The organism is Herminiimonas sp. GW821-FHT09C12, assembly GCF_059416385.1.
The window spans coordinates 622,214-638,724 of record NZ_JBWKPC010000001.1; the positions used below are offsets into that span (position 1 = coordinate 622,214).

Below are 16,511 nucleotides of genomic sequence, written 5' to 3' on the forward strand. Positions count from 1 at the left end.
ATTCGGTTGAACACAATACAATTCAGCATTGCGCCAGTTCGCCGTACCCGCTCTACTACCTCATGTCCACTGATTCCCTATTGTCCGCACCATCCCGCTTCCCTCGTTTACAGTCAGCGGCTACGCCTTTTCTCTTCATACTGCTAGGCGTGATCTATGCCTCATGGGCAGCGCGCATCCCGGCAATCCGCGATGTATTGCAATTGAGCCCGGCACAACTGGGCATGGTCTTACTGGGCGGCGGTTTTGGTGCAGTCGCTTCATTTCCACTAGCTGCATGGTTGGTCGGCCACTTTGGCGGACGACGCGCAGCCTGGTATGCCGGCCTCGGCTTGATCGCCGTATTGCCAGCACTCGCACTCGCACCGACTATGTCGTGGCTGGTCATCGCCGCGATTGTTTTGGGCGCAGCCTCCGGTTGCTTCGACGTCGCCATCAATGCAATCGGCACCGCACATGAAAAACTCGCTGGCCGCTCCACCATGTCGCTGTTGCATGCATGGTTCAGCGTAGGTGCAGTAAGCGGCGCCTTGTTTGGCAGCGCGATGGCTGGCTTCGGCATTACACCTGTTGTGCATTTCAGCATCACAGCGCTCGCCTTGTTGCTGCCTTTGTACATCGCTTACCAAGCCTTGCCACCGGAACAAGTTGAGAAGCCTACGAGCAAACAGTACTTCGCGATTGCGCACGGTCCTTTGGTTGCGCTTGGCATTATTGGTTTTTGTGGTGCGGTGGCAGAAGGTTCGATTGCCGACTGGAGTGGCGTCTTCATGAAAGATCGGATGGGTGCGCATGATGGCGTTGCGCCGCTGGCGTATGCCGGCTTCGCAGCCTTGATGTTGTTGGCGCGTTTGGTATGCGATCGTTTGAAAGATAGTTATGGTGCACGACGTGTCGTGGCGGCTGGTGCATCGCTGGCGGCGTGCGGAATTTTTCTTGCAGTTGCCGCGTTCAATATACCGCTGACCATACTCGGCTTTGCACTGGCTGGTGCCGGCTTCGCTTCGGTCTTTCCCTTCGTCTTCAGCTCGGCCGGTCGCCATGGTGCAACAGCATTGGCGGCGGTCGCCACTTTCAGTTACAGCGGTGGCTTGATCGGGCCACCTGTCATAGGTTTTCTGGCGCAAGGTTGGGGCATGCAGGTTGCCCTCGGTTTGATCGGTGTGATGGCGATTGCAATTGCGATCTCTGCCAGTCGTGCACGTTGGCTCGAATAAATTCCAGGACTTAATTGCGACTCTGCTTGTGTCTCAATCTAAGCGAGGCAGAAGCCGACATATACAGCAAGACCAGACCACCGCTCAGCAGCATTTCATCCATCCAGTCAAAACGCTCATCGAAGGCATCGCCCAATATCGCCAGTGTGAGTAACACCAAAATCAGGTGCGCACAAAATACTGGCAAGGAGGCAGCACCTATCGTTTCAAGAAATTTAAAACGAGGCAAGTGCCAATGCTCGCTACTGTCAAGGTGCATGACGATCACCAGCAACGCAAAGAAATTCAGCAAACGCAATGGCGCCAAATGCCATTTATCCAACCAAAGGTTGAGGATGTCATTACCTGGAAACGGCACTTGACCGACCAGATGCCGCCAGATAAAAAACAAGACGGCAATCACTACTGCCGCAATCAGCAAGCGTGGCGAGAATGGTTTGCGCTGTCGCAATAAGCCGTTGGCATCCAGCGAACCCAGCCACAAACCAAACACCCACAGTAACTGCCAGGCAAAGGTTTCAAAGGAACCTGTCTCGCGAAACGGTATCGGCAAGCCGGTAAGCGATACCAATATGCCGTACAGGAATGAAGACAAACCAAATTGCGCGGCGAGCCATAAGGCAATGCTCACGATGAAAATGCCACGCCAGCCATGCCGCATCCCATATGCCAATATCCACGGGCTGATCAGCAGCAGCATCACATACAGCGGCAGGATATCGAGCAAGGGCGGGTTATAAATCAGCAACATGCCACCCAGCAAACCGGTAATTGGATTCTCCAGATAAAAGCCAATCAGGTTTTTCAATCCAGGCTGGTCGAATTTCAGTCCCAGCGCCGCAATCAAGGTGAACAGCAAGAACAAGCAGGCGACATGGCAGGCATAGACGGTCAAGGTGCGTTTGAAGAATGCCTTGCGCATTGCCTCCACACCATCGTGCAATGCCTTCCTTGTATAAATCATGCCGGCCATAAATGCGGACAGCATGACAAAGCCTTCGGCCGCAGATACATAACCCAGCGTCTGCCCCAATCCAACACTGAAGCGCGTAGGCAGGTGCGTAGAAAACATCATGACCAACATCAAGCCGCGCAGGGCATCAAGCTCCCAGCGGCGCGGTATTAATTTATTCATTTGATGATATCGACAAACGTTCTCAGTCTGTCTTGAAAAACTTCAGGGACTTGCGCGGGTTCAAGCGTGAACCGCAATAGACTCGGGTTTCCACCAAAGGTTCGCAATGCGAACCAGGCTTTCATGAAATGCGGAAACAATCCGACGGGAAAGTTTGAGACTCTAGAGGAAAATAAATCAGGAAATAGATGCCAGAGGCAAATTCAATAATAGATTTTGCGGCTTGATGCGCAGAATTTCATCCGCATTCATTGCGCAAGCAAGATAAACCGGACGACCAGCCACATCCGCACGTGCCACCGCAGGATCAACAAAATCAAGTTGGAATAGCGACAGGATGCGACGATTGCGCTCTTCATCCAATTCCACACCGGCGTATAAATCATTCAGGATACTGGTCGCTTCTGCATCCAGTCCGATATGCCAGGCCCAGTGTTTGGCTTCTATAGACCGCAATGGTCTGACCACTACGGCCACACCATAGAAATGGTCTATCCATTTTTCAATCACGCGACAGAAGGCGGTCAATGCAGCGCGGCCGTAAGCAAAGCTGATGACGGTATCGTGCCGCTCATTGCGTGCCCAATAAGTGTCAGCATTTTCCTGATCGATCACATCGAGTTCTACGCGGCGTGGCTTGGTATTGGCTTCTATCAGCAGTCTGCCGATATCGCCGTAGTTGCCGCCGGTAGCATGCAGCTCTACAGTCGCGGCATCGGCCAACATGACGGCACCATCTTCAATCGCGACCTTTTGCTTGCGGAAAAATAATTCCGCCGCGCGCACTTGCAAAGGTTCTTCGCTGCCAGCCAGCATGCCTTGTACGATCATCTGCGTCAGTTGATCGATGAAGACAGGCGGAGCCGTCACGCTACCAGCGCGGAACAATTCGAGATAAGCCGCTTCCAGCGTAGGCGCAGCAAGCAAACGATCACGCCACGTCAGCAAGACGCGATAGTTATCCTGTGCATCGGTATCTTGCAGGGCAGCGATCTCGGCTTCAGATACTGCGCGCCGCGGTGCTGCCAGCAAGGCTGCATGCAAGGCAAGTTCCTGCTCGCAGGATTCGGCGATAGGTGCAACTTCGGGTCTATGCCACCAAGCACGCAATAAATCGTCGCTCAGTAACAAACGGCCATCGGCATCGCGCCCGGCAAGCTTGAAGCCGGAATGCGACCAAAATTCTTGCTTGGCGAGGGCCGACATTATTTGAAAAACCTTTTCTCACCAGTCTTCAGGTCCAGCTCGTAGCGCACACCGTTTTCAGTCAACAGCATGTCCGGTGGCTCCTCACCCGCTAATACGCCGTAATTCACCGGCAAGCCTTCGCCCTTACGGATCAGTTCATCCGCACGTTCGTACACATTCGGACAACCGGTTTCAGCCATCAGGGATTGGACGATCGCAACTTTCCACGCATCGACACCGGCCGACTGGAATTCGCAAATCAGATAACCCTTTTGATCGCCATACCAATCAACCAGCAAACCGGACAATTCATCTTCATCGCCGATCACCAACGGCAAACGCTTGGCAGCACCGATCCGTTTACCCTTGGCGGCATCAATGCGCTTATGCACTGCAACTTTGACCCGGCGCTTGATCAATGCGTGATCAACTGGCTGCTCTTCGTCAAATGTCCATACGCGCGCGCGGATTTGCGATTTGGGCGCATGTGCAGCACGCGCGAGAAATTTACCCGATGACGAGCGCACAATGGCGGTCCCGCCGGATTTCATGCGCTCCGCCGGCTTGCCGTCAACCCACTCGACTGCCGATGCGTAAATCCATGGCTGGCGTTCGAGCAGGCTTTTTTCTTTGCCTTGTTTAATAGTAATGATCAGCATGGGAATAAATTTAGTGCGCAGTAATTGAAGGACTCCATGATAAACCGCAACGTGGCTGAATAAAGATTTGCTTTGTGTTTGGCAAGCAAAATGACGGGGAAGTCAGCATTATCGATACAAGCCACCTCGCATCGCTTGCTGCATATGCGCTCTTGTGTCAGCATCTCTCCCTGTCGGCATGACGCCGACATCCCCTCCAATCAAGGTAAGAAAAGATGATTTTTCGCAACAGCGGTGTAGCACGGCGCTCATGGTCAGACACTTTCAAGGTCTATCGCGAAACCGCCACCTTGCGCATGCTGTTCCTTGGATTCTCCGCCGGTCTGCCTTTAATGCTGGTACTGGGCACGCTCAGCTTCTGGCTGCGTGAAGCAGGCATAGATCGCAGCACCATCGGTTACCTGAGCTGGGTTGGTCTCGCTTACGCCTTCAAATGGGTGTGGGCACCTTTAGTCGATCGCATGCCGATTCCTCTGCTGACGCGCTGGATGGGACGTCGGCGTAGCTGGTTGTTGCTATCGCAACTGGCGATCATGACCGGCCTGGTCGGCATGGCACTCAACGATCCGCATCTGGCTTTGCAACCGGTCGTCTGGTGCGCGCTGATGGTGGCCTTCGGCTCTGCCACGCAAGATATCGCGCTCGATGCCTTCCGCATTGAATCCGCCGACACAGATAGACAAGCTGCGCTCGCCGCCAGTTATCAAACCGGTTATCGCCTTGCCATGATTTGGGCTGGCGCAGGCGTGCTGTGGATAGCGGCACGCGCTGAAATTAGCGGCGCTGGTGCCTATCAGCCCGGCGCATGGCGCGTCGCTTATCTGGCGATGGCGGTATCCATGCTGGTTGGTGTGGCAACGGTGCTGTTCTCTGCCGAACCGGTGCGCCGCATACTGCCACCGGCAAAAAATGTCGCGGCCTGGTTGGACGATGTGGTGATCGGCCCTTTCCGCGAATTCATCGTGCGCTATCGCTGGCAAGCTTTGCTGATCCTCTCCCTGATCGCGATCTATCGCATCAGCGATGTGGTGATGGGCATCATGGCCAATCCCTTTTACGTGGACATGGGTTACAGCAAGGATGAAGTCGCGGCAGTGACCAAAATATTCGGCGTCATCATGACGCTGGTCGGTGCCTTTATCGGTGGCGCATTATCGATGCGCTTTGGCATGATGCGCATACTTGCACTCGGCGCGATCTTGAGCTCGGCAACTAATCTGTTGTTTGTATGGCTGGCCGGACATGGCCATGATGTGCAAGCTTTGGTGCTGGTGATTTCTGCCGACAATCTGGCGAGCGGTATCGCGAGTGCGGCCTTCATCGCTTATCTGTCCAGCCTGACCAATGTCAGTTACTCGGCGACGCAATATGCGCTGTTCAGTTCGATGATGTTGTTGCTGCCGAAATTTCTGGCGGGCTATTCCGGCGCGTATGTCGATGCATACGGCTACGGCAGCTTCTTTACTGGTACTGCCTTGTTAGGACTGCCGGTGATCGTATTACTGTGGTTCGCCGCCAAGACTGCACCGAAGACGAACCACAACAGCTAGCGATTATTGCTTTTTGCGCAGGCGGAACACGGCAAGGCTGCCGCGCCAGTTAGGCAGGAAATTGATAGGCTTGCCTTCATCCAGCGCTACACGTTCGACCACTTCCAGTCCGACCTCATTGGCCAGCTCTTCAAAATCCTTGATCGTGGCGCAGCGCAAGTTAGGCGTGTCATACCATTCGTAAGGCAAGCTTTTCGACACAGGCATGCGACCGCGTAACAAGGCAATTCGATGCGGCCAGTAGGCGAAATTCGGGAAGGACACAATCGCATCGCGGCCGACGCGTGAGATATCGCGCAACACACCTTCGACATCTTTCATCATCTGCAACGCCGACAGGCACAGCACTGTATCGAATGCGTTATCAGCGAAGATCGCCAGGCCCGCTTCCAGATCACGTTGAATCACAGAGACACCACGCGCGATACAAATAGGAATTTCCTTGTCGTCGATCTCGATGCCGTAACCGCTGCATTGCTTGTCCGATTGCAGGTAGTCCAGCATCACGCCATCACCACAACCGAGATCCAGCACCTTGGTGCCGTTGTTAACCCAATGCGCGATAAAGGCGAGGTCGGGACGCAATGCGCTCAATTGTTCAAAGTTCATGCGCCTGCTCCTGCTTTCAAACTACCACCTTCAATTTCGCGATACGCACGCTCAAAATACGAACGCACCACATTCATGTAACGCTGATCTTCGAGCAGGAAAGCATCATGTCCGTGCGGTGCATCGATTTCTGCATACGTCACGGTGCGATTATTATTGACCAGCGCCTGTACCATTTCATGGCTGCGCTCAGGTGAAAAACGCCAGTCAGTCGAAAACGACACCAGCAAAAATTTCGCAGTGGTATTCGATAAAGTCTTGGTCAGATCGCCGCCGAAATCTTTCGCCGGATCAAAGTAATCAAGTGCCTTGGTAATCAGCAAATACGTATTCGCGTCGAAGTAAGTCGAGAACTTGTCGCCCTGATAGCGCAGATACGATTCGATTTCAAAGTCGATGCCGAAACCAAATTGATAAGAACCGGAACGCAAGTCACGACCAAACTTGGCTGCCATGTCGTCATCCGACAAATACGTGATGTGACCGAGCATGCGCGCCACGCGCAAACCATTCTTAGGCACGACGCCGTGCGAATAAAAATCGCCACCGTGATAATCCGGGTCAGTCAAAATTGCCTGCCGTGCGACGTCATCAAAAGCAATATTTTGCGCCGTCAATTTAGGCGTAGAAGCGATCACCACACAATGACGCAAACGATCCGGGAACAGGATGCTCCACGCCAGCGCCTGCATACCCCCCAGCGAGCCGCCCATCACGGCAGCGAATTGTTTGATACCCAAAGCATCAGCCAGACGCGCATGCGATTGCACCCAATCCTCGACCGTGACTACCGGAAAATGTGCACCGTACTGTTTACCAGTCGCCGGATTGATGTGCATAGGACCCGTCGAGCCGAAGCAGGAACCGAGGTTATTAACACCGATGACGAAGTATCGATTGGTATCGAGCGGCTTGCCTGGGCCGACCATATTGTCCCACCAGCCCGTGGTGCCAGCATCTTCGCTATAGCTGCCAGCAACGTGATGCGAAGCGTTCAGCGCGTGGCAAACCAGCACTGCATTTGAATGATCTGCATTCAGCGTGCCATAGGTTTCATACACCAGCGTGTAATCGGTAAGTTCCGCACCGCTCTGCAAAGGCAGCGGTGTCGAGAAAAACATGGATTGTGGGGCAACGATTCCGAGTGAGGTCATGTTATCTATTCAGGAGAAGGGTGCTAGTGCGGTACTACGTAATTGGTGGGGCCATGAAAGTGAAGGATTTGTGCGTCAGACTAGGCGCAAACCACAGCAATAGCCTAACTATTGCGAGGATTTGCAACGACGTATGGCACACAAAGACTCGCTTGCATGGTTTCATCAATTGCGTAGCACCGCACAAAGCGGCACTGGTTTCTCAGGTACTTCAAAAAAACAAAAGCCCGAAAGCGATACGCTAATCGGGCTAAATTCGAGACTCAGTTTCGAGCACGCTTTAGCCGTATTTATTATGCGCCCGCAAGCTGATGTCAAATCGGCGCAATGCCATAAGAATAAACAAGTCGCCCCGCGCCGTCAAACGGGCTGCCTGCGAGTTGATAATGAATTATCAACATTAAGGGAACAGCCCATAGCTAAATGGCAAGCACGGGAGGCACAGCCTCCACTATATAAATAGGAATATCCCCGCCAGCAGGCCATCAACAAGCGCAACCTGAGAACACAAAGCAGCCAAACGCCATCAGCGCGTGGTCTTAGCGTTTTTGGTATGCAACTGTGGAATCACGGCGGCCATCAATTGCAAGCGTCCGGTAATGACTCCTTTTAATACCGTCATCGAGTTGGAAATTGCCTGCAGCTTGGGTGTCGGCCCCTGAACCAGTATGACTTCCATCATCTTGTTTTCGGTCAGATGCACGTGCAGCGAGCTGATGACTTCATCGATGTGCTTGTACTGCAGATTCGATAATTTCTCCTGCAGCTCTGGCACCGAACGATCATAAAAAAGTGTGATGGTGCCGACCATCACCTCATTACCCAACTGCCGTTTATGTTCGATCAAATGCTGATTGACCATATCCGTGATGGCTTGCGAACGACTGCCATAGCCGCGCTCTTCAACCATTTGATCAAGCTCGCTAAGCACTTCCGGCAGGATGGAGATGCTGATGCGCGCCACCGATGAGGTGTCTTTCTCTGGATTCGTTTTCATTTTTTCCTGATGCGTACAGTTAATCTTTCAGCAGCGTGCAGCACATCGTCCCAAGCATCTGCAACACAGCTTGCCTTGCAACAATCCTCTTGTTGCCATTCGTTCCAGCGCATTTCAACAAGCGCACCAAAACAAAACAAGCCAGCTCAAAAAAGAGCGCGACTTCACCGCATTGGTGTTCCTCACACATCAAGCCAGACTTCATCTCGGGCTTTCCGCACGCAAAAGCATTGGCACGGTTAATGCTCAGTTTAGCAGTATTACCAAAATGTATTTTAGTAATACTGCAATTTTAATGTGCCTATCTTGTTACTAGCAAAAGCCGTGCAGAGCGCGCTCGACTAGCGATGTATGCAGCAATTTATCGATAAGGTTTTATCTATGTTGTGGTCAACACTGACGTGGGATGAAATCCCGAAAATACTGGAAGCTGCACAATATGCCGCCATCCTGCCGATTGGTGCGACCGAGCAGCACGGGCCGCACATGGGATGCGGCATGGATTTTGTCATCGCGGAAGAGCTGTGCAAAACCGTCTCCGAACAAATCTCTGTACCCATGCTGCCCTTGCTGCCTTACGGTTGCTCCATCGGTCACAGCAAGCGCTGGCCGGGCACGATTGCCTTGCAACCCATCACATTGATTGAACTGGTCAAGCAAGTCGGCGACTGGGCTTATTACAGTGGCGTGCGACGTTTGTTCATCGTCAACGGTCACGTCGGCAATGGCGCTCCTTTGCGCTGTGCGCTGGAAATGCTGCGCGCCGAGCATGACGACTTGATGGTCGCTCTGATCAACACGCCGACCATCAGCAAACGCGTCAAGGAATTCCACTTTGCCGATGCCGAAGACTGGCATGCCAATGATGCAGAAACATCGTTGATGCTGGCCATCGCACCCGACATGGTGCGCCCAGAAAAAATCGCGCAAGCCGACGATCCCGACCGCACTACAGGACACGTCTTCGCCCATCCAGTCAATCGCACCAGCGGTAACGGTGTCACCGGCACACCCAGCCTTGCCACTGTCGAGAAAGGCATACAAGGCTTTTTGTGGATGGTGCAAGACCTGGCCGAACTGATACGCCGCGGCATGCAGGAAACACCACCGCTGGCGCATTCCTATCTGGATAGAGCGACGTAAATCATGCGCGCCGCTCGTTCATCTTTCATCTGTCACCGCAGTATTTAACGGAGCTTATTTCATGCATTCCCCAGAAGAAATTCAAACCATCCAACAAAACCTCAAAGACAAAGGCGTCAAGTATTGCATCGGTGCCTACGTCGATATTCACGGCATTCAAAAAGCGAAGGTAGTACCTATCGATCACCTGCCACAAATGGCGGCTGGATCGGAACGCTACACCGGTTACGCCGTCGATGGCTTGGGCCAGGCGCCGAACGATGATGAACTGACCTCGGTGCCGGACTTGAATCACATCGTGCAATTACCGTGGGAACCGAAGATTGCATGGATGCCGGCCGACAATCATTTCCAGGGCAAGCCTTACCCATTAAGCACACGCGTCGCACTCAAGAAGGTATTGGCCCAAGCAGCTGAAATGGGTTACGGCATGAATCTGGGCATCGAATGCGAAATCTATCTGCTCAAGCAAAATGCAGATGGCACACTCTCCGTCCCCAACCCTGACGACAAACTCAACAAGGCTTGCTATGACGTGCGCGGCTTTATCGACAGCTTTAGCTGGCTGGATAAAGTCGGCTCCTGTATCAATGATCTCGGCTGGGATTTGTATTCCTTCGATCATGAAGATGCCAACGGTCAGTTCGAATTCGATTTCAATTTTGCCGACGCACTGACTTCCTGCGATCGCCTGACTTTCTTCCGCATGATGGCCAAGCATTACGCCAAGGAAGAAGGTTTGCTCGCGACCATGATGCCCAAACCCTTCGCCGACAAAACCGGCACCGGTGCGCACTTCAATATGTCGCTCTATGATTTGAAAACCGGCAAGAACCTGTTCGCCTGCGAACCAAAAGATGATCCGCGCGGCATCGGCCTCACACCGTTGGGTTACAAATTCGTCGCCGGCATACTCAAGCACGGTCGCGCGCTGTGTGCCGTGCTCGCACCTACCGTCAATAGTTACAAGCGCTTGGTACGACGTGGTGCGATGAGCTACTTCTCATGGGCACCGGTCTTCAATTCCTACGGCTCCAATAACCGCACCAACTCGGTACGTATTCCAGCCGGCGGCGGACGTTGCGAATCACGCAATGCCGATGGCGCCGTCAATCCTTATCTGGCTGCTGCCATTGCGCTCGCTGCAGGATTGGAAGGCATACGCGAGAACCTGGATCCGGGCGCACCGAACGAAGACAACCTGTACGCGATCTCCGACGCCGAACGCAGTGCACGCGGCATTGAATTCCTGCCACAAACCCTGCAGGAAGCAGTTGCAGCCTTCGCAGCCGATCCCTTGATCGAACGCACGCTAGGAACGGAATTAAGAAATGAATTCATCAAATACAAGACGGAAGAGTGGGAGACATATCACCTGTCGGTGAGTCAGTGGGAAGTTGAGCGTTACAGCTACATGTTCTAAAGAAGCGGCTTGCACGATTTATGCAAGGCAAGTCATGTGTGCAGTACTTGATATTCATCCATATGCGTCACAGCAACCATTTTTAGGAGTTGGATCATGATTTCAGCATTACGCAAATCAAAGATTTGGAGCAAGGCCATCCTCGCAGCATCGTTGGCATTCAGTCTCAACCTCAGTTACGCCGCTACCCCGCTGAAGATCGGTTACAGCGATTGGCCGGGTTGGGTTGCATGGCAAGTTGCTATTGAAAAAAACTGGTTCAAACAGGCAGGCGTCGATGTCTCATTTGAATGGTTTGATTATTCAGCATCGATGGATGCTTTTTCTGCCGGCAAGATTGATGCAGTCACCATGACCAACGGTGATGCACTGGTCAGCGGCGCAGGTGGTGCCAAAAGCGTCATGATTATGTTGACCGATTATTCCAATGGCAACGACATGATCATAGGCAAACCCGGCATCAAATCCTTGAAGGATTTGAAAGGGAAAAAAGTCGCGGTGGAAGCAGGTCTGGTTGAGCACCTGTTATTGCTCAATGGTTTGAAGAAAGCCGGTTTGAAAGAATCCGACGTCAAAATCATCAACGCCAAAACCAATGAAATGCCGCAAGTACTGGCATCCGGCGATGTCGCTGCTGTCGGTGCATGGCAACCGATCGCAGGCCAGGCCATGAAAGGTTCGCCAGGTGCACGCCCTATCTATACCTCCGCTGACGAACCAGGCTTGATTTACGACGTATTGGCAGTCAATCCGAGCAGCCTCGCTAACCGCAAGGCCGATTGGCAAAAAGTAGTGAAGGTATGGGACAAGGTCGTCAGCTATATCGAAGATCCAAAAACACAAGCCGATGCTGTGAAGATCATGGCAGCGCGTGTCGGTATTTCACCAGAAGCGTATTTGCCGCTGCTCAAAGGGACCAAATTATTGTCACTCAGCGAAGGCAAGAAAATTTTCGTGAAAGCCGATGGCTTCCAATCCCTGTACGGCTCGTCAAAAATTGCAGACGACTTCAATGTGAAGAACGATGTCTACAAGAAGGCGCAAGACGTCAACAGCTATATCGATGGTCGCCTGATCGATGCGAAGTAATGCCTCTTTAATATTCTGACAAATGTAAATCTATGAGCAAGTCTGGATTATTCAGAGTACGCGCGGCGCTATCGCCGCGCGAGAAATTCCTGCTCGGAATCGGATCGTTTCTGCTGCCGCTTTTTCTGTGGGCAGCAGTGAGTTACTTGCCATTTGTCTGGCATCCACAAGTACTCGTATCCAATCCCGGCGATGTCGATTATTTTCAAATCGGCATGCGGGTTGATAAAGCGATCTATGCGCAAGAACTGGCAGAAATGGCCGCAGAAGGAAAAGCCCAGCCACAAGGCGAACCTGCCAATCCGGTTTATCTGCCAGCACCGCATGCTGTTGCAAAGGCTTTCTACACAGCCTTCACCACACCGCCGGAACAGCAGGATGCGCCATGGTTGTATCAAAGTTTATGGCACAGCATCAAGATCATCTTCTTCGGCTTTTTACTCTCATCCATCATAGGCGTGCCACTCGGCATCGTATGCGGCACTTACAGTCCCATCTCACGTCTGATCGAACCCTTTGTCGAATTCTTCCGCTACTTGCCGGCACCGGCCTTCGGCGCGCTGGCGGTTGCCATCCTCGGCATTTACGACGGGCCAAAAATTGCCATCATCGTGATCGGCACACTGTTCCAGCAAATACTCATCGTCGCCAACACCACGCGCAAACTCAACTTCGGTTTGCTGGAAGCGGCGATGACCTTGGGCACAAAAGGATTTCGCCTGATTTCCAAAGTCGTGATTCCAGGCGTCCTGCCTGATTTGTATAGAGATCAACGCGTGCTGCTCGGCTGGGCCTGGACTTATCTGATCGTGGCCGAGCTGGTCGGCACCAGTTCCGGCATTACTTTTTTCATTACGCAACAAGCGCGTTATCAGCATTTTGAAAACGTCTACGCCGCCATCGCCATGATAGGGATCATAGGACTGGGCATCGACTTGCTGCTGGCGCTCCTGGGACGCACGCTGTTCCCGTGGAATGTCGCTCAGGACAAGACTTAATATGGAGCCAGCGATGACGCAAGATAACAAGGATTACCTCAAGCAATCTCCAGCAGTACGAGAGCGCTTTGAGAGTTTGAAAAAACGCGATGTAGTACTTGAGGTCAAGTCACTGGGGAAAACGTTCACGTCTACACAAGGCGAAGTCGTCGCGCTGAAGGACATCAACTTCAAAACCCATAGACGCGAATTTGTCTGCGTGATCGGTCCATCCGGTTGCGGTAAATCGACCTTGATCCGCATACTCGCCGGATTGGAATCGCATAGTTCAGGCGAAGTGCTGCTTGATGGCAAACCGGTCAACGGCCCTGGCCCGGATCGCGGCATGGTGTTTCAGGGCTACACACTATTCCCCTGGCTGACCGTGAAAAAGAATCTCATGTTCGGTCTGGAGATGAACAACGTCGGCCACAATGCCGCCGAAGCCGAAGCACGTCAGTGGCTGGATCTCATTGGGCTCACCAAGTTCGCCAATGCCTACCCGCATCAACTCTCTGGCGGCATGAAGCAACGCGTGGCGATAGGGCGCGCACTCGCCAACAAGCCGCGCATCCTGCTGATGGACGAACCCTTCGGCGCACTCGATGCACAAACGCGCACCAAGATGCAGAATCATCTGCTGGATATCTGGCGCAACATCGACATCACCATACTCTTCATCACGCATGATCTGGATGAAGCCGTCTTGCTGGCAGATCGCATCCTTGTGTTAAAAGCCCATCCGGGAGAAGTACAGGAATTGATCGAAGTGCCGGTGCCGCGCCCACGCGCGCTGAACCAAACCAGTTCACCAGAATTTCTGGCGACCAAAGCGCGTCTGGAAGCATTGATACATCCGCCGGAAGCTGAAGTACAAGCAAGTGATGAAACGGAAGAAACTGAACCGCACTTGATACGCTTTACGCATGTCTCGGACAATATCGAATAGCAAGAACGTATAGAATTTAATTCTAGCTGTTTGAATAGCAGCGTGCATACATCACCATTTAAAAAATGAATCACATGAAGCCTTTACTCATCATCAAAACAGGCGATACCTACCCTGAACTCGCCGCAGAGTTCGGCGACTATGAGCACTGGATCAATGAAGGTTTCGGCGAATTGAATCTTCCGGTGCAAGTCATCGATCCGCGACACGGCGGCATACTTCCCGCCATCGACACGATTGCCGGCGTGGTGCTAACCGGCTCCGATTCCATGGTGACGGATCGTGCGCCGTGGAGCGAGGAACTCGCTGTCTGGCTGGCCAAACTGGTCAAGCACAATACGCCCGTGCTGGGCATCTGCTTCGGCCACCAACTGCTGGCACACGCACTCGGCGGTGAAGTCAGCTTTCATCCACAGGGTCTGGAGTTGGGCAGTGTAGAGATACAAAAAACACCCGCGGCGACATCGGATATTTTATTTAAGGATATGCCGATGAAATTTTCAGCACAGGAAGCACATAGACAAAGTGTGCGGCAGCTGCCACCAAATGCCGTTCTACTGGCGAGCAACGAATTTGAAACACATCAGGCATATCGCGTAGGCGCATACGCATGGGGCGTGCAATTCCATCCAGAATTCAACCGTGAAATAGCGCAACGCTACATACAACGTCTGGCGACATCTTTGCAAAAAGATGCCGTACAAACCGAAGCGAAGATACCGCAAGCCGTAGAGAGTGCTGAAGCCGCATCCTTGTTGAAAACCTTTGGAGCTATCGTCAAGAATCAGCAAAACTTCTTGTACAGGCGCACAGCGCCCGCGCATGCCGCTACACATCTGTAAATCCGATCTCAGACTCCGACATCAAAAGAAAATTCAGGCTGAATACTGATGAGCATATTGCTACTCATATCGGCCTGACACGACGCTATCCAAACATCCAGTTACTCCTAGCATGCAGTCTCGCACTCAATAAATACCGGACTGCATCTCACCCTGAGTCGGATCATTTCTTCCGCACTTCACCCGCAGCCGAATGTTAAACTTGCGCCCATCGCATCAAGACAAGTTCGATGGCAAGCCACCGCCATTCATCACACAGCTCTTCCGAAAGCTTACGTCGAGAAAATGGCCGCTCTCACAAAACATGCATTACCAGCCACGCTGTACGCAGCGTCTGTCTATGCGCTGTACTGCGGTCACACCAGCACATTCACGCTTTACGTCATCGACATCCAATGAATACCGTACCAACAAACGACAAACCACACCCTCAGTCGCTCACCGATCTGTTTGTTTCCTTTACCTTGCTCGCCTTGCAAGGTTTCGGCGGCGTAATGGCCATCGTGCAGCGTGAATTGGTCGAGAAAAAGAAGTGGCTGACACAAGAAGAATTTGTTGAAGACTGGGCCGTCGCGCAAATCATGCCTGGTCCCAATGTGGTGAATTTATCGATCATCATCGGCGGCCGTTATTTCGGTTTGCCCGGCGCACTTGCGGCATTAAGCGGCATGTTGTTGTGCCCACTGCTGCTGATACTCACCATCGCGATTATTTACGCACCGTATGCCCATGATCCGAGGATCGTCGATACCTTGCGCGCGATGGGTGCTGTCGCCGCCGGACTGATACTGGCAACCGGCGTCAAGCTGGCGCGTGGTTTGAAAAACAATCCACTTGGGCCACGCCTGTGCGTCGCGCTCGGCTTTCTGTGTTTTAGCGCTGTCGCATTACTGCGATTGCCGCTGATTTATCCACTGTTCGGACTCGGCCTGATCAGTTGTGTGCTGGCTTATCGAAAGCTGGCGCCATGAACGACACCTTGCGTCTCTCCATGCAGTCCGCCGACTGGCTGCATCTGCTCCTGCATTACATGTCGCTGTCGCTATTGTCATTAGGTGGTGCGATTGCAGCCGCACCGGAAATGCATCGTTATCTAGTGGCCGAACAACACTGGCTAACCGATCCTCAATTCAGCACGTCGATCACGCTCGCACAAGCAGCACCGGGACCGAATGTCTTGTTCGTTGCGCTGATGGGATGGAACATAGGCTTAAACGCGGGCGACATGGCGACGGGACTGTTCGGCATGACAGTGACGATGGTCGGGATACTGCTGCCGAGTACAACGTTCACGTATCTGGCAACGCGCTGGGTACATCGCAATCGCGAGCTACGTGCCGTACGCGCCTTCAAATTGGGGATGGGGCCTATCGTGGTTGGCTTGGTGTTTGCCACCGGCTGGATACTCGCCAGCGCGCACAGCACACCATCGGAAGATTGGCCGCTCTGGCTGATTACCTGTGCCGCGATGTTTCTGATTCTGCAAACCCGCATACACATACTGTGGCTGCTGGCGGCAGGTGCCTTGCTGGGATGGTTGGGGCTGGTGTAGATAATGGCGCGCTCATCAGCGCGCCAG

General features: G+C 52.9%; 18 protein-coding genes. 11 read left to right on the plus strand and 7 right to left on the minus strand.

The annotated features are described in order from the left end of the window. Nucleotides 1-62: 62 nt before the first annotated feature. Nucleotides 63-1,217, plus strand: coding sequence for an MFS transporter (locus tag AC07N2_RS02905; protein ID WP_494776923.1), 1,155 nt, complete (start codon nucleotides 63-65; stop codon nucleotides 1,215-1,217). Between the two features lie 10 nt (nucleotides 1,218-1,227). Here AC07N2_RS02905 and opgC read toward each other — a convergent pair whose 3' ends face one another. The 3 genes from opgC to AC07N2_RS02920 all read right to left on the minus strand — a co-directional run bounded on the left by opgC (nucleotide 1,228) and on the right by AC07N2_RS02920 (nucleotide 4,199). Then, nucleotides 1,228-2,352 (minus strand): OpgC domain-containing protein, encoded by a 1,125-nt coding sequence (gene opgC / locus AC07N2_RS02910; protein WP_494776924.1) that lies wholly within the window; start codon nucleotides 2,350-2,352, stop codon nucleotides 1,228-1,230. A gap of 177 nt (nucleotides 2,353-2,529) precedes the next feature. After that, nucleotides 2,530-3,558, minus strand: coding sequence for a DUF6352 family protein (locus AC07N2_RS02915; protein ID WP_494776925.1), 1,029 nt, complete (start codon nucleotides 3,556-3,558; stop codon nucleotides 2,530-2,532). Further along, a complete protein-coding gene (locus tag AC07N2_RS02920) occupies nucleotides 3,558-4,199 on the minus strand; it encodes a class I SAM-dependent rRNA methyltransferase (RefSeq protein ID WP_076592583.1) in 642 nt (213 codons plus the stop codon). Before AC07N2_RS02920 ends, AC07N2_RS02915 begins: the two co-directional genes overlap by 1 nt. 215 nt (nucleotides 4,200-4,414) lie before the next feature. On the opposite strand from AC07N2_RS02920, the gene AC07N2_RS02925 reads away from it, so the two are divergent. Further along, nucleotides 4,415-5,749, plus strand: coding sequence for an AmpG family muropeptide MFS transporter (locus AC07N2_RS02925; protein WP_494776926.1), 1,335 nt, complete (start codon nucleotides 4,415-4,417; stop codon nucleotides 5,747-5,749). A gap of 3 nt (nucleotides 5,750-5,752) precedes the next feature. Here AC07N2_RS02925 and metW read toward each other — a convergent pair whose 3' ends face one another. Beyond that, nucleotides 5,753-6,358, minus strand: coding sequence for a methionine biosynthesis protein MetW (gene metW / locus AC07N2_RS02930; protein WP_076592585.1), 606 nt, complete (start codon nucleotides 6,356-6,358; stop codon nucleotides 5,753-5,755). After that, nucleotides 6,355-7,512 carry a homoserine O-succinyltransferase MetX gene (gene metX / locus AC07N2_RS02935; protein ID WP_494776927.1) on the minus strand — a complete coding sequence of 386 codons (1,158 nt, stop codon included), beginning with the start codon at nucleotides 7,510-7,512 and terminating at the stop codon, nucleotides 6,355-6,357. Before metX ends, metW begins: the two co-directional genes overlap by 4 nt. Nucleotides 7,513-7,645: 133 nt before the next feature. On the opposite strand from metX, the gene AC07N2_RS02940 reads away from it, so the two are divergent. Further along, a complete protein-coding gene (locus AC07N2_RS02940; protein ID WP_494776928.1) occupies nucleotides 7,646-7,975 on the plus strand; it encodes a hypothetical protein in 330 nt (109 codons plus the stop codon). Nucleotides 7,976-8,038: 63 nt separating this feature from the next. On the opposite strand, the gene nikR is transcribed toward AC07N2_RS02940, so the two are convergent. Continuing rightward, nucleotides 8,039-8,509 (minus strand): nickel-responsive transcriptional regulator NikR, encoded by a 471-nt coding sequence (gene nikR / locus AC07N2_RS02945; protein WP_494776929.1) that lies wholly within the window; start codon nucleotides 8,507-8,509, stop codon nucleotides 8,039-8,041. A gap of 19 nt (nucleotides 8,510-8,528) precedes the next feature. After that, nucleotides 8,529-8,714 carry a hypothetical protein gene (locus AC07N2_RS02950; protein ID WP_494776930.1) on the minus strand — a complete coding sequence of 62 codons (186 nt, stop codon included), beginning with the start codon at nucleotides 8,712-8,714 and terminating at the stop codon, nucleotides 8,529-8,531. 176 nt (nucleotides 8,715-8,890) lie between these two features. Here AC07N2_RS02950 and AC07N2_RS02955 point away from each other — a divergent pair, with 176 nt between their 5' ends. The 8 genes from AC07N2_RS02955 (at nucleotide 8,891) to AC07N2_RS02990 (ending at nucleotide 16,484) form a co-directional block, all read left to right on the plus strand. Next, on the plus strand, nucleotides 8,891-9,652 hold the full coding sequence (locus tag AC07N2_RS02955) for a creatininase family protein (RefSeq protein ID WP_494776931.1): 762 nt from the start codon (nucleotides 8,891-8,893) through the stop codon (nucleotides 9,650-9,652). A 61-nt stretch (nucleotides 9,653-9,713) separates the two neighbouring features. Next, nucleotides 9,714-11,075, plus strand: a complete 1,362-nt coding sequence (gene glnT / locus AC07N2_RS02960) for a type III glutamate--ammonia ligase (protein WP_494776932.1) — start codon at nucleotides 9,714-9,716, stop codon at nucleotides 11,073-11,075. Between the two features lie 96 nt (nucleotides 11,076-11,171). Next, nucleotides 11,172-12,164, plus strand: coding sequence for an ABC transporter substrate-binding protein (locus AC07N2_RS02965; protein ID WP_494776933.1), 993 nt, complete (start codon nucleotides 11,172-11,174; stop codon nucleotides 12,162-12,164). 32 nt (nucleotides 12,165-12,196) lie between these two features. Then, the gene (locus tag AC07N2_RS02970) at nucleotides 12,197-13,162 is read left to right on the plus strand and encodes an ABC transporter permease (RefSeq protein WP_494776934.1); all 966 of its coding nucleotides are present in this window, start codon (nucleotides 12,197-12,199) and stop codon (nucleotides 13,160-13,162) included. Between the two features lie 13 nt (nucleotides 13,163-13,175). Next, complete coding sequence (locus AC07N2_RS02975; RefSeq protein ID WP_494776935.1) at nucleotides 13,176-14,090, plus strand: ABC transporter ATP-binding protein; 915 nt, start codon at nucleotides 13,176-13,178, stop codon at nucleotides 14,088-14,090. A 74-nt stretch (nucleotides 14,091-14,164) separates the two neighbouring features. Further along, nucleotides 14,165-14,932, plus strand: coding sequence for a glutamine amidotransferase (locus AC07N2_RS02980; protein WP_494776936.1), 768 nt, complete (start codon nucleotides 14,165-14,167; stop codon nucleotides 14,930-14,932). Between the two features lie 395 nt (nucleotides 14,933-15,327). Continuing rightward, the gene (locus tag AC07N2_RS02985; RefSeq protein WP_494776937.1) at nucleotides 15,328-15,903 is read left to right on the plus strand and encodes a chromate transporter; all 576 of its coding nucleotides are present in this window, start codon (nucleotides 15,328-15,330) and stop codon (nucleotides 15,901-15,903) included. Beyond that, complete coding sequence (locus AC07N2_RS02990) at nucleotides 15,900-16,484, plus strand: chromate transporter (protein ID WP_494776938.1); 585 nt, start codon at nucleotides 15,900-15,902, stop codon at nucleotides 16,482-16,484. Before AC07N2_RS02985 ends, AC07N2_RS02990 begins: the two co-directional genes overlap by 4 nt. Nucleotides 16,485-16,511 lie beyond the last annotated feature (27 nt).

Coding starts and splice junctions, on each gene's coding strand:
- AC07N2_RS02905 (WP_494776923.1), top strand. CDS start 63: ATGTCCACTGATTCCCTATTGTCCGCACCATCCCGCTTCCCTCGTTTA.
- opgC (WP_494776924.1), bottom strand. CDS start 2,352: ATGAATAAATTAATACCGCGCCGCTGGGAGCTTGATGCCCTGCGCGGC.
- AC07N2_RS02915 (WP_494776925.1), bottom strand. CDS start 3,558: ATGTCGGCCCTCGCCAAGCAAGAATTTTGGTCGCATTCCGGCTTCAAG.
- AC07N2_RS02920 (WP_076592583.1), bottom strand. CDS start 4,199: ATGCTGATCATTACTATTAAACAAGGCAAAGAAAAAAGCCTGCTCGAA.
- AC07N2_RS02925 (WP_494776926.1), top strand. CDS start 4,415: ATGATTTTTCGCAACAGCGGTGTAGCACGGCGCTCATGGTCAGACACT.
- metW (WP_076592585.1), bottom strand. CDS start 6,358: ATGAACTTTGAACAATTGAGCGCATTGCGTCCCGACCTCGCCTTTATC.
- metX (WP_494776927.1), bottom strand. CDS start 7,512: ATGACCTCACTCGGAATCGTTGCCCCACAATCCATGTTTTTCTCGACA.
- AC07N2_RS02940 (WP_494776928.1), top strand. CDS start 7,646: ATGGCACACAAAGACTCGCTTGCATGGTTTCATCAATTGCGTAGCACC.
- nikR (WP_494776929.1), bottom strand. CDS start 8,509: ATGAAAACGAATCCAGAGAAAGACACCTCATCGGTGGCGCGCATCAGC.
- AC07N2_RS02950 (WP_494776930.1), bottom strand. CDS start 8,714: ATGAAGTCTGGCTTGATGTGTGAGGAACACCAATGCGGTGAAGTCGCG.
- AC07N2_RS02955 (WP_494776931.1), top strand. CDS start 8,891: ATGTTGTGGTCAACACTGACGTGGGATGAAATCCCGAAAATACTGGAA.
- glnT (WP_494776932.1), top strand. CDS start 9,714: ATGCATTCCCCAGAAGAAATTCAAACCATCCAACAAAACCTCAAAGAC.
- AC07N2_RS02965 (WP_494776933.1), top strand. CDS start 11,172: ATGATTTCAGCATTACGCAAATCAAAGATTTGGAGCAAGGCCATCCTC.
- AC07N2_RS02970 (WP_494776934.1), top strand. CDS start 12,197: ATGAGCAAGTCTGGATTATTCAGAGTACGCGCGGCGCTATCGCCGCGC.
- AC07N2_RS02975 (WP_494776935.1), top strand. CDS start 13,176: ATGACGCAAGATAACAAGGATTACCTCAAGCAATCTCCAGCAGTACGA.
- AC07N2_RS02980 (WP_494776936.1), top strand. CDS start 14,165: ATGAAGCCTTTACTCATCATCAAAACAGGCGATACCTACCCTGAACTC.
- AC07N2_RS02985 (WP_494776937.1), top strand. CDS start 15,328: ATGAATACCGTACCAACAAACGACAAACCACACCCTCAGTCGCTCACC.
- AC07N2_RS02990 (WP_494776938.1), top strand. CDS start 15,900: ATGAACGACACCTTGCGTCTCTCCATGCAGTCCGCCGACTGGCTGCAT.